This window comes from Schleiferia thermophila, from assembly GCF_003337435.1.
In the GTDB taxonomy this organism is placed as follows: Bacteria; Bacteroidota; Bacteroidia; order Flavobacteriales; family Schleiferiaceae; genus Schleiferia; species Schleiferia thermophila.
Map to the genome: position 1 here is coordinate 38536 of NZ_QPJS01000002.1, position 12171 is coordinate 50706.

At 45.1% G+C, this 12171-nt stretch carries 15 protein-coding genes; 5 read left to right on the plus strand and 10 right to left on the minus strand.

Annotated features, from left to right (window positions below):
* Window positions 1–8: 8 nt before the first annotated feature.
* From DES35_RS05300 to mutY, 5 genes are read right to left on the minus strand one after another with little or no spacing between them, the layout of a single operon-like run.
* Window positions 9–224 carry a putative signal transducing protein gene (locus DES35_RS05300; RefSeq protein WP_170125711.1) on the minus strand — a complete coding sequence of 72 codons (216 nt, stop codon included), beginning with the start codon at window positions 222–224 and terminating at the stop codon, window positions 9–11.
* Entirely contained in the window at window positions 224–796 is a 573-nt protein-coding gene (gldD, locus tag DES35_RS05305; RefSeq protein ID WP_037360263.1) for a gliding motility lipoprotein GldD, read from the minus strand. Before gldD ends, DES35_RS05300 begins: the two co-directional genes overlap by 1 nt.
* Window positions 786–2108 carry a gliding motility-associated protein GldE gene (gldE, locus tag DES35_RS05310; protein ID WP_125039394.1) on the minus strand — a complete coding sequence of 441 codons (1323 nt, stop codon included), beginning with the start codon at window positions 2106–2108 and terminating at the stop codon, window positions 786–788. The genes gldD and gldE overlap by 11 nt, the downstream gene beginning before the upstream one ends.
* A 38-nt stretch (window positions 2109–2146) precedes the next feature.
* Window positions 2147–2602 (minus strand): single-stranded DNA-binding protein, encoded by a 456-nt coding sequence (locus DES35_RS05315; protein WP_037360269.1) that lies wholly within the window; start codon window positions 2600–2602, stop codon window positions 2147–2149.
* Window positions 2603–2631: 29 nt separating this feature from the next.
* Entirely contained in the window at window positions 2632–3684 is a 1053-nt protein-coding gene (gene mutY, locus DES35_RS05320) for an A/G-specific adenine glycosylase (RefSeq protein WP_037360272.1), read from the minus strand.
* 113 nt (window positions 3685–3797) lie between these two features.
* Between mutY and DES35_RS05325 the strand changes: the two genes are divergently transcribed.
* The 4 genes from DES35_RS05325 (at window position 3798) to DES35_RS05340 (ending at window position 6901) form a co-directional block, all read left to right on the plus strand.
* The gene (locus DES35_RS05325; protein ID WP_037360277.1) at window positions 3798–4088 is read left to right on the plus strand and encodes an HU family DNA-binding protein; all 291 of its coding nucleotides are present in this window, start codon (window positions 3798–3800) and stop codon (window positions 4086–4088) included.
* Window positions 4089–4102: 14 nt separating this feature from the next.
* Window positions 4103–4585, plus strand: coding sequence for a tetratricopeptide repeat protein (locus DES35_RS05330; RefSeq protein ID WP_125039395.1), 483 nt, complete (start codon window positions 4103–4105; stop codon window positions 4583–4585).
* 216 nt (window positions 4586–4801) lie between these two features.
* Window positions 4802–6355, plus strand: a complete 1554-nt coding sequence (locus DES35_RS05335; protein WP_114366056.1) for an Rne/Rng family ribonuclease — start codon at window positions 4802–4804, stop codon at window positions 6353–6355.
* 75 nt (window positions 6356–6430) lie between these two features.
* Window positions 6431–6901 (plus strand): regulatory protein RecX, encoded by a 471-nt coding sequence (locus tag DES35_RS05340; protein ID WP_114366057.1) that lies wholly within the window; start codon window positions 6431–6433, stop codon window positions 6899–6901.
* A 58-nt stretch (window positions 6902–6959) separates the two neighbouring features.
* On the opposite strand, the gene trxB is transcribed toward DES35_RS05340, so the two are convergent.
* From trxB to DES35_RS05365, 5 genes are all read right to left on the minus strand, one after another.
* Window positions 6960–7901: a thioredoxin-disulfide reductase gene (trxB, locus tag DES35_RS05345; protein ID WP_114366058.1), complete on the minus strand. Its 942-nt coding sequence runs from the start codon at window positions 7899–7901 to the stop codon at window positions 6960–6962.
* 175 nt (window positions 7902–8076) lie between these two features.
* On the minus strand, window positions 8077–8256 hold the full coding sequence (locus DES35_RS05350) for a hypothetical protein (RefSeq protein ID WP_114366059.1): 180 nt from the start codon (window positions 8254–8256) through the stop codon (window positions 8077–8079).
* Between the two features lie 188 nt (window positions 8257–8444).
* A complete protein-coding gene (locus DES35_RS05355; protein ID WP_114366060.1) occupies window positions 8445–9701 on the minus strand; it encodes an ABC transporter permease in 1257 nt (418 codons plus the stop codon).
* Window positions 9694–10947, minus strand: a complete 1254-nt coding sequence (locus DES35_RS05360; protein WP_114366061.1) for an ABC transporter permease — start codon at window positions 10945–10947, stop codon at window positions 9694–9696. The genes DES35_RS05355 and DES35_RS05360 overlap by 8 nt, the downstream gene beginning before the upstream one ends.
* Window positions 10948–11688: an outer membrane lipoprotein-sorting protein gene (locus DES35_RS05365; RefSeq protein WP_037360293.1), complete on the minus strand. Its 741-nt coding sequence runs from the start codon at window positions 11686–11688 to the stop codon at window positions 10948–10950.
* 276 nt (window positions 11689–11964) lie between these two features.
* Here DES35_RS05365 and rpmH point away from each other — a divergent pair, with 276 nt between their 5' ends.
* On the plus strand, window positions 11965–12123 hold the full coding sequence (gene rpmH / locus DES35_RS05370) for a 50S ribosomal protein L34 (RefSeq protein WP_084180220.1): 159 nt from the start codon (window positions 11965–11967) through the stop codon (window positions 12121–12123).
* Window positions 12124–12171: the final 48 nt, after the last annotated feature.

Genomic DNA, 12171 nt, shown 5'->3' on the forward strand with positions numbered 1-12171 from the left:
TATGCATCTTACGAAAATACCACATCTGCGGCTTTTTCCAGGTCCGACAGAAGTACGTAAATCTCTATAGAAAATCCGGAAATTCCCGGACCCAAAAGGGTATTCATGTTTTGATTTTTTACAAAGGTTTTAATGCCGGCACTCTCGAGCTTTGAACAGACGATGGCGGCTTCGGACATTTGCCCTACTTCTGTTAAAAGCACCCATTGATTCTCATCGGGCATTATTTCCATTGTAAGGTCTCCATAAGATGTCGTATTTCGTCTCCAAGAAAATGAGTAACAGGGGCTGTACTGTCCAGATTTGGCTGAGAGTGCACATAGGCGGTGCCGCGGATAAAATGCCTTAGACTGTCTGTAGCAAAAAATTGATAGTTTGTGGCTGTATTTCCATATATTTCGTAGAGTATTCCATATACCTTTCGATCTGGGTCTATGTAAATCTTTTCTGCAATACCATCTGCTTTCACTCCATGTTTGTAGGCAAATTCTCTTGCGTCCTTCAGCAGGGTATCGAGGTTGTTGTGTATGGGTCTATAGGTCAGTTGTATTACGGAGTGCAAGACTGTATAGTTTAAATCGTGCCAGCAAGGATTCCTGTTTTTGTCGCTGATGTTCACTGCTTTGTTGATTTCAAAGGTGTATGGACAGCCTTGTTTGTCAAATTGCACATATGTTTTCTCAGGAAGTGAAATTTTGAAATAGCCAATCGGCTTTGGCATATTGTCGTCCCAATGACATGAACATAAACCTGACAATAGCACGAAACTGATATATTTCACAAATTTACTGACCATTGGTGCGAACTATTTTTACTTTAATCCGACGGATTCTCCTTTTTTCAAAACTTTCGACCATAAAAAGAAAAGGATCATAGGTTATTTGTTGATTGGGCAATGGGGTATTGCCTACAAGCTCTAAAATTAAGCCCCCCAGAGTTTCAGCATCACCTTTTACATCATCAAAGTGATCGTCGGCTACACCCATGATCTGGCAGAACTCACCTATGGAAGTTTTTCCTTCAAAAATATATGTATGTTCATCTATTTTGGTGAAAACAGGTGTTTCCAAATCAAACTCATCGTTGATTTCACCCACCACCTCTTCTATGACATCTTCCAGAGTTACGAGGCCCGAGGTGCCACCGTATTCATCTACCACGATGGCGATGTGAATTTTTTTCTGACGAAACTCTTGAAGCAGATCGTCGATTTTTTTGGACTCAGGTACGAAATAGGCCGGTCTGATCTTGGATTTCCAATCAAAATTTTTAACATCCAGGTGCTTCAAAATGTCTTTGATATACAATATACCGATGATGTGGTCGAGATCGCCATCGTATACCGGAAGCCTGGAGTATCCAGTCGTACGTATTTCTTCGAGGACCCTGTCAAAAGTTGCCTCACAACTGATTCCACAGATGTCAACCCTTGGAGTCATTACTTGTTTTACCGTGGTTGTACCAAAGCGCACAATTTCATGGTAAAGGGCAGAGTCAGAATCAGGCGAAGTGGCACCTGCTACCTCAAGCGCCTGTGTAAGGTCATCAACTGAAATTTTTTCGACAGAAATTCGCTTAAAATAATAGTCAAAAAACTCTGAAATTTTAATCAAAAAGGCTATAAAAGGAGCAAACAACAGGGAAAAAAAGTTTATCAGGCCCACAAGATTTTTACTCAGTTGCACCTTAAACCTTGTGGCAAGCACTTTTGGCAGAATTTCACCAAATATCAGTATGATTGAAGTGATAACAGACAGCTCAAAAATCAGTTTTACATTGGCATTGCTAAAGACCAACAAATGATCCGATAAGTAGGAGCTCAGCAGTACGATGCTCACATTCACGAGATTATTTCCTATGAGGATTGTGGCCAGGGTTTTGTTTTTGTTTTGATAGATAAGCTGAAGTTTTTCAGAAGCTTCCCGATCTAAAAGTTTTAACCCTTCAAAATCTGACTGCTTTAGAGAAAAAACCGCCACCTCAGCAGAAGAAAACAATGCCGATACGGCCAGAAGTATCATCAGAAAAAGTGACGGTACTATTAGCTCCGGTGAAAAACCCGAAAGATGAATCGACTCAAAAATATGCGGATCCGGGTCTGGGTCCAAGTTACTACTTATTTTATGTTAATACAGTCGCTGACTTCTTAAAAAGGAAGATCATCGTCCTGTGAATCGGCAACAAAGTTACCACTGGCCATGGTATTGCTGTCAGATGTCATACTCTGCTCTGAATAACCGGGCGAATTGGTGGCTCCACTTGTACTTCTTGGACCGCCCAGCATAATCATATTTAATGCTTCAATTTCTGTGACAGACTTTTTTTGTCCTTGGTCTTCCCATGAGCGGGTCCTAAGCTTGCCTTCGATGTATACTTTATCTCCTTTTTTCAAATATTTATGAGCTGTATCAGCCAGTCCTCTCCAAAGGTTCACCGTGTGCCACTCTGTGTTGTCTACTCTTTGACCATCTTTATTGACATAAGATTCGGTTGTAGCTATTCTGAGCCTTGCTACATTAGCGTTGAGACTTTCAACAGTTTTGTACTCGGGATCTGCTCCTAAGTTGCCTATAATCAAAACTTTGTTCAGTGATGCTGACATAGTTAACTAAATTTATATGGGCGAATATATTAAAAAGATTTGGATTTGGGTATCGAAGACAAAAATTTCATAAGCGGCACAGGAAATGCTATCTCTTGTACCATGCTAAAATCTATGAAAGTATAATTGACTTTGTTGGAAATCAAAAAGTCTTCCTCAACGGGATATATCCCGATGTGAAGTTTCTGGTGGGATAATTGATGCGTGGTATTGTAAATGCTGAACAGAAGACTTTTCTTAAAGGCGTATTGCTCTATCGTGGTGCTGTTGAAGGAATCGGCAAGCAAAGGCAATTGGTAGAGATTTTTCCAGATATCAGAACGATCTCTTTTTTGGATGGCTATTCGACCTTCGTCAGTACAATATCCAAATATGATAAACCGGTCCATTTTTTTGTTTTTTTTGATTTTTACAGGATACAGGTCCACATTGCCTTCCACACATGCAATGCAGGCTTCATGTAAAGGGCAACGTTCGCAGAGAGGCTTTAGGGGCTTGCAAATGGTCGATCCCAGGTCCATAAGTCCCTGATTGTGGGCTGATGCGTCCTCAGCCATACGGATTATTTCTCCTGCCATGCGATACAAAATTTTCTGCGATTTGGGATCGTTGACAGGAATTTTTAACCCGAAGAACCTTGAAAACACTCGCTGAACATTGCCATCCACCAAGGGCTCTTTCCTTCCGAAAGCAATGGAGGATATGGCACCAGCTGTATACGGACCAATGCCGGGTAACTTTTTTAATGTTTCGACATCTGACGGAAACATTCCACCCTCAGAAGCGATTATACGGGCTGTTTTAAGAAGATTAATAGCTCTGGTGTAATAGCCTAATCCTTGCCATAGTCTGAGCACCTCATCTTCTTCTGCCTTTGAAAGCGATTCTATATCAGGATATCGAGCGATAAAACTGGTATAATAGTCCATACCCTGTCCGATGCGGGTTTGTTGAAAGATGATTTCTGCCAGCCAAATGTGATAAGGGGTTGGATTCAATCGCCAGGGCAGAGGTCGGCCGTTAAGTTTAAACCAGGATGATACTCTGGAAACAAAAAATGAAAGAACCTCAGGATTGGCCATTTCAAAAGCGTAATTCCATGAAATAAAATTAATTAATCATTTTTTAATTGACTTAGGGCAATATATTTGCAGCCCGAATTTTCGAAACGCAAACTAAATAAAATCAACTCAATATGACAAAAGCAGACCTTGTAAACAGAATTGCTGAAAAAACAGGCATTGAGAAAAACGATGTACAGGCTGTAGTGGAGCTCTTCATGAAAGAGATTAAAGATGCTATGGAGCAAGGAAATGAAGTTTTTCTCCGCGGCTTTGGGAGTTTCATCATTAAAAAAAGAGCTCAAAAAACCGGAAGGAATATATCCAAGCAAGAAACGATTACCATTCCAGCCCACAATATTCCGGCCTTTAAACCAGCCAAAGTATTTCTGGAAGCTGTGAAGGAAAAAGTACCTGTTAGCTAATCTTGACAGGGTTCGTGCAGAAGAGAAGTATATTTATTCCTTTTTTAGCATTGGCGATCGGTGCCTTCCTGCTCTACAAGCTGCCCCGCTATCCAAAATCTGCCGACAACATTCAGGCCGCATCTGCTGCAGAAAGCGAGCTCGATTCACTGGATGTGATAGTGGACAAAGCACTGCAGGGGATACAGTCAGGCCAGGGAAACCCTATGGAGTATATAATGGCTATCAGAGAGGTACTGGCAAAAAATCCTGATCATTTGAAAGCTAATTTCACCCTTGGGGCACTGTCTTACAGCACAGGCCAATATGAAAGAGCTGTAGAAAGGATGAAAAGAGTGCTTGAGATATCACCTGAAACCGAAGAAGCATACAAACTGCTGGCGGATTCGTACTCACAGCTTGCATTTCCTGATTCAGCGGCTCAAATCGCAGCGAAATACCTGAGCAAATTTCCCAACGGACAATTTGCTGATGAACTAAAAGTATTAACCCGTTAAAAAAAATAATTATGCCTTGCGGAAAAAAAAGAAAAAGACACAAAATGGCGACGCATAAGCGCAAAAAAAGACTAAGAAAAAATCGCCACAAGAAGAAGAAGTAAAATCCATCTGTATAGTGATGTATGACAAGTGCCTGATGTAATCAGGCTACTTGTTTTTTGTACAGCGCATTTGTGCATAGGGAGAGTCAACTAACTAAAAAAAAATTCAAAAGTGACCAATGAATTATACATCCACTCCCGTGCAGATGGCAGCCTTTCCATAGCACTGTTACGAGATGGCAAGCTTGTAGAGCTTCACAACGAAAGAGATGATACCGAATTCAATGTAGGCGATTTGTATCTGGGAAAGGTTATGCGCCTGGTACCAGGATTGAATGCTGCATTTGTGGAGGTAGGGTATGAAAAAGATGCTTTTCTGCACTACCACGACCTTGGCCCGCAATTCCAATCGCTTAATAAATTTCTGAAAAGAACTCTCACAGGCAGGCAACTATGGAATCTGGCTGACTTCGAGCGGGAACCGGATATAGACAAAGATGGGAACATTGAAGATGTTCTCAAGCCCGGACAAATGGTTCTGGTTCAGATAGCCAAAGAGCCCATTTCAACCAAAGGCCCGCGACTAAGCTCAGAAATTTCGCTTGCGGGCAGATTTTTGGTTTTGGTTCCCTTTACCGACAAGGTATCTGTCTCGCAAAAAATAAAAGAAAAAGCAGAGAAGCAGCGTTTAGTGGAAGAGGCTTCAGCCATTCGACCTGCCGGCTTTGGCATTATAGTACGAACTGTGGCCGAAGGCAAAACCAAAGAAGAACTGAAAGCTGACCTATACAACCTGGTAAGCAGGTGGCGACAACTCCACAAAAGAATCCCAAACGTAAAACCTCCCGGAAGAGTCTTACGTGAGCTCAATACCGTATCGTCGCTGCTCAGAGATGTACTCAACGACTCGTTTGAAAATATCGTAGTTGATGACGAAGGTTTTTATAACGAAATCATCAACTATCTAAACGACATTGAGCCGGAGAAAAAAGAACTGGTCAAACTTTACAAAGGAAAAATCCCGATGTTTGACCATTTTGGTATCGAACGACAAATCAAGACATCCTTCGGCAGATCTGTACCAGCCGGTAAAGGGGCCTACCTGATCATAGAGCATACGGAAGCTATGCATGTAATAGATGTAAATAGCGGCAATCGTACCAATAACGAAGAAGATCAGGAAGCAAATGCGCTGGCAGTAAACCTGGTAGCAGCCGAAGAAGTGGCCAGACAGCTCCGACTTAGAGATATGGGTGGCATCATCGTGGTGGACTTCATCGACATGCATAAGAGCGAAAACAAGAAAGCCCTGTACGAAAAACTCAAAGAAGAAATGGCCAAAGACAGGGCCAAACACAAAATCCTTCCGCCCAGTAAGTTTGGCCTGGTAGAAATCACCAGACAAAGAGTAAGACCAGAGCTCAACATCAACATAAAGGAAGAAAATCCAGAAAGCTCAGGCGAAATAGATGCACCCATCGCCATCGTAGATAAGATTGAAAAAATGCTTGATGGAATAGCCGGCAATGGTCAGGAGAAAACTATAGAGCTGCACGTACATCCCTTTGTGGCTGCATACATCAATCAGGGATTCTGGCCCTGGAAAAGATTAGTGCACCAATGGAAAAAGAAAAATTCGCTAAAATCCTTAAAAGTAATCCCCAGAGACAGTTTTAAATTTCTGGAATTTCACTTCTTCGACAGTCAGGGAAAACAACTCGTTTAGTTTACTTTCTAAAAGCCGGCATCTGCTTATTAGCCGGCTTTTCTTATATTCGTTTTTATTTTAACGGACGAGCGTATGGATACCGACAAGCTGAAGACCATCAGAAAATCCCTCACAAAATATTGCAGCTATCGCGACCGTACACTAGTTGAAGTTAAAAATTACATTAAGCGATTTTCATTAACACATTTAGAAGAAGATTCGTTGATTCTAGAACTGGTAGAAAGCAATCTGGTGGATGAATACCGGTTTGCCAGGCACTATGCCAGTGGTAAATTCAGAATAAACGGTTGGGGAAGAGAAAAGATCTCATACAACCTCCGTCAAAAAGGTTTTAGCGAGAGTATTATTCGCATAGCGCTCAGTGAGATAGATGATGAGGAGTATCAAATTGTACTTGCCAAACACATCAGGGCTAAAAAAAGACAGATACACCTCAAACCCGGAGATGAACGGGGGAAAAATAAAATCATTCGGCATCTGATATCCAAGGGCTTTGAATATGAACTTGTACGAAGTGCCCTGGAAAACAACGAGAATTTATGAAAAACAATGGGGCTGCCCAAGCAGCCCCGGGATATAAGAATAGCGAAAACAGATGTAATCAATGTCCTTCTACCTCAGCCAGATAACGTTCAGCATCGAGGGCTCCCATACAGCCTGAACCCGCAGCGGTGACTGCCTGTCTATACACTTTGTCTTGTACATCGCCGACGGCAAATACTCCCGGCAAATTTGTTTTGCTGGTGCCGGGAATGGTGCGAATGTAACCGGTTTCGTCCATATCAATCTGACCTTTGAAAATGTCGGTGTTGGGCTTGTGACCAATGGCTACAAAAAAACCATGAGCCGGTATCACATACTCCGTATTTTCGGTTTTAGAAAACACTTTTACACCTTCGACTGCCTGTTCACCGAGTATTTCTACAGTTTCTGTGTTGAAGAGCACGTGAATGTTTTCAGTATTGAACACTCTGTCCTGCATGATTTTAGAAGCGCGCATCTTATCTCCGCGTACCAGCATGGTCACCTTTGGGCAAAGTTTTGACAGGTAAATGGCCTCTTCGCAGGCTGCATCCCCACCGCCGACCAGGACGACTTCCTTGCCGCGATAAAAGAATCCGTCGCAAACGGCACAGGCTGAAACGCCATGACCCATGAGCCTGCGCTCGCTTTCGAGTCCGAGATATTTGGCTGATGCTCCCGTAGCAATGATAACTGTCTTGGCCTGAATTTGCTTTTCATCGTCGATGGTCAGTGTATGCCATCCGCCTTTTTCTTTAGACAAATCCACTTTGGTGACCATGCCAAAGCGCACTTCTGTATTAAAGCGCTCTGCCTGTTTTTTGAAATCTTCCATCATTTGAGGACCCATAATTCCGTCGGGGTACCCGGGAAAATTTTCGACCTCTGTAGTGGTTGTGAGCTGGCCTCCTACTTCGAGACCTGTATAGAGCACTGGATTCATATTGGCTCTGGCAGCATAGATGGCTGCAGTGTAACCTGCTGGTCCGCTGCCAATGATCACACATTTGTGTTGTTCCATTTTTTGGTGTACTATGATTGGGGCAAATGTAGAGTTGTGCGGGATTGGGGTATTGTGATTTTGGTTATAGTTGATTGGATATGGTTATCAGCTGGTCGTTTTGATAGTTGGTAACGATGATTTCAAAAGGGCTAGGTAAGGCTTTGGTTTTACAATAGGGCATTTGCGATGGTTTTTATAGCGAAATCAGGTCTTTAAAAACGGAATTTGCAGGCGAACTGACTGCAACAGATTTTTTGGCTTTTTTGGTAGCGTGATGTTGATATCCTTTCGCTGTCTTGGTGCTGTGGTGATGGCTGTGGAGCCGGGCGGGTATTAGGGAGAGATGCATTTCTTTGGAGTTTGATTTTTTCATTTTCCGGCTTTAGGATGTGCCGGGGGCAAGGGTGCCTCCGGCAGGGTGCGTGAGGGATGCGGAGGGCGCCCACAGGGCGGTGCGCAGCACGGGAGCGAAGCGTACCCCGGAGCAGCCCGACCCCGCACGGTAAGGCCACTGTAAGGTGGCCGACGGGCGGGGGCACGCCCAAAAAATAAAATGGGATGCTACTGTACTCGTACTGCATCGGAGGGATTTATTTGAAGTGCCTTCCAACTAGGATATAGACTGGCCAGAAAGGAAAAGGTAAAGACCAACAGGAGTACGTTTCGGTAAAAATCCGGACCTATGACCGGATAAACTATTGTGGGTATGCCAAAGGCTGCCAGGGCATCGGATAAAAAATTCAGATCGATGCCTCCCATCAGAGGCCAAAGAATCAGGCGGCCGAGTAAAAGGCCTGTGAAGGTTCCGAGTAGGGTCATGGCGAGGGTTTCTATCTGGAGCATCAGGAAGGTGCGGGTTTTGTTGAGTCCTATGGCTTTGAGCATTCCGAGTTCGTGGGTGCGCTCATGGACAATCATCAGCATGGTGTTGAGTATGCCAAAGCTCAGACCGAGCATGATGATGATGATGAATATATACAAGACCTGACTGCCGACATCCTGCAGGTAAACGAGCTCCGGAGAAAGCCGGCGCCAGCTCTGAACCAGGAGGTTGGGGAGTGCCTGTGAGAGTATTGGCTCCAGGGATACGGCGCTTTGCTCATCGGTGAAGATGACAGCAATTTCGTGGGACTGGTCTTGCAGGCCGAGCAACTGATTGAGGTCTGAACGCTGGATGAAGACGTTGCGTTCGTCGTATTGGGTGCTGATGGATCGATAAATACCTCCTACGCGGAATGAAGAGGATATGACGTTGTAGTCGAGGTCGGTAAAGGTGAGTACTATCCTGGAGCCAAGGCCTACTCCAAGGCGCTCGGCCAACCGGAGTCCGATGAGCACTTGCATTGGATGGTCAGGGGACAAGTAATTGCCTTCGACGACGAGCTGGTCAAAGCCGGTGACCCGGCTTTCGTCGGCGGGGTCGATGCCTCTGATTTGTACGGCTCCTGAGTAGGTAGGGGACTGGATGATACCTGTGGCGATGGTACGGAGGCAATGGCTCACATAGTCGGGCTGGGAGCGCAGGATGGAATCGACAGTGCTTATGTCAGAAATGGTGTATCGGGTCTCCAACTGCTCTGCCCAGCGGGGATGGTGTATCTGAAGGTGGCTGAAATTTTTTTCTATCACGATTTTGAATCGCTGGGCAATCATGCCTTGTCCCATGCTGATGGCTATCATACCTCCGGCCAGGCCCAGGGCCACAGACAGCATGAGGGTAAGTGAGCGGCTTTTGTTTCGCCAGATGTTGCGGTAGGCTACTGAGGTCAGGAGTGCAAGGTCGGAAAGTGTGATTTTTCTACGGATTGGTTTATTCACCTTTGGCTGCTTTTAGAAAATTTAGTTTCTTGACATATCGATAGGGATACAGAGCGATAAAAGAGCAAATGAGCAGAATGACCAGTCCCTGACCTGCAAAGATGGAAGGGTGTGTAGAAAAATAGAGCATGGGTTCGATGCCGAAATCGTCGGCTATGGCTTCCAAATCACCACCGAGGGGTATGGGGTGGTGCTTCATGTAAAGCAAAACGGGTAACCCAACGATAATGCCCGCCAATACGCCGGATAAGCCGAGAAAAAAGGTTTCAATGGCCAGGACGTAGGCAAGTGCCCGACGCTTCATGCCGATGCTGATGAGGATGCCGAATTCGCGGGTGCGCTCGAGGGTCATGGTGAGTACTGTACCGAAGATCCCAAAGCCTACCACGACGTACAGAATGCCGAGAAGCACTCGGTTTGATATGGTGTCGAATGCCAGTGCCTGGAGCAGTTCGGGGAGTAACTGTTGCCAGGTGAGTGCGGTGATGCCTTCGGTGGAAAATTTGGCTTGTATGGCGTGAGCTAATTTTTGGGTATGGGCACTTTTCAGGGGCTCGACGAGTACATGGGTGACAAGGGATGGCATGTCGAGCAACTCGCGTGCCTGGTTTAGTGGCAGGAATACGGTAATTTTGTTTAGCTCTTTGATGTTGAGTTTCACGATGCCTGCGATGTGATATTTGCCGCTTGCCAATGAGCCTTGAAAGCCTTGTCCGATAAGGACGATGGTGTCGCCTACATCAAGCTGCAGGTAGTCGGCCAGCTCGCGGCCAAGGACTGCTCCTCCTTTGGTATCGAACAGGGCCCCTCGAATGATTTTGGAGCGCAGGCCATTGAAGCGGTCTTCTGCATCGGGGTCTATGCCTTGAACGAGGGAACCTGAGGTTTTGCGCTCGCCTGCAGCGAGCATAAAGTTCTGAATTCTCGGAACATAGTGTGCAGGGAAGGGCAACTGCAGAAGTTGCTGGTGAATTTCCCGGTTCCAGGGTATGGCCAGGTCGAGTGAGGGGGTGCGCAGGTAGGCCGTGTCTGCAATTTGAATGTATCCGGTCGATAGTTTTACGGTTGTATCGATGAGGGATTCGTGGGATCCCTCGTTGATGCTTTCGGCGATGAGGGCCAGAAGTACGGCGAAGAAAACACTTGAGATGGTGATAAGGGAGCGTTTTTTGGAGCGAAGCAGATTTCTGACGGCCAGGTGCAAAAGCAGATGGAGAGGGATTTTGCCTCGCGGCATGATGTGCATTTACCGGAAGTTTTTAAGGTTTTGAAGGCTGAAGAAGTCGTCGCGGATGGGGCGGTTAAATTGGCCATTGAGGTATTCGATTACGGTTTTGTGACCGGATTTTCCTTGAGGGATGATTTCGATTCTGGTGGGGATCATTCTGCCTCCGAGGTTACGAATGTTGCTGTTTTGAATCACAGAGACCAGTTCTCCCTTATCGCCGTAGTTTTCGCTTCGGCGGTGCAGATAGTCTTCTTTGCCGATCCACACTTTAACCTTGCTAAAGACGACGGATGAGCCCGGTTTGGGAATGAGCTCGAGTACAAAGCATTCGGTGCCATCGATGATATCGGTGCCCATAAGCTGCTGGTCAAAATCGTCGATTACTGAGCTTTCGCGTACCAGGTCATCGTTGGTAAAATCGCTTCCCATCCAGCTTTGCGACATCATGTTGGGAGGTAGTTTGATGGTACGGTCTACATTGGGCACATAGTTCCAGATTTCTTTTTTTCGCTTCAGAAAGGCTGTGCCTCTGTCGCGCGCCGGGTCGGTGATGATTACCAGGCTGTAGTCTTGTCCTTTGGCCCATGTTTTCATCTGCATGATACGAGTGTAACGAGGTCGAATGATCTGCATCCGCATCTCGAGCTCGGCACTTTCGCCACGCATTTTCTCCTCCATTTTTCGGATAATCTGCTCGGCATTTTGCGCATAGGTCGCAGATAAGGCGAAAATCAATAGTGAGAGTGAAAAAAATTTCATTACCGGGTAGTTGAGATTTTAAAATGTAGCAACAAATATGATATGTAAAATTTCAGACGGAGCCTTTTTGTTTATTAAGGGTTTGTGAGATTATTTGGAAAAAGAGCCGTATGGTGTAAACGTCCACAGCTAGTTCTGCAGTCGATTGAAACTAAAGTAAAAATTAATTTTCGTTGACAAGTTGCTGATTGTTGAGGATTAGTTACCTTTGCAGGCCGATATCCGGGAGGTGAATCGAAGGCAGAGTTAGACAAAGAATACTAAACAGCTACAGAGATGAAAAGAACTTTTCAACCATCCAATCGCAAAAGGGTAAATAAGCATGGCTTTCGCAAGCGCATGAGCACTGCTAACGGACGCAGAGTTTTGGCAGCCAGGAGAGCCCGCGGCCGCAAGAAATTAACTGTATCCGACGAACCTTACTACAAAGGTTAATGCATAAACTGACCATTAAACGTTGCAGAGGTGTTGCCGTCGGGTAAC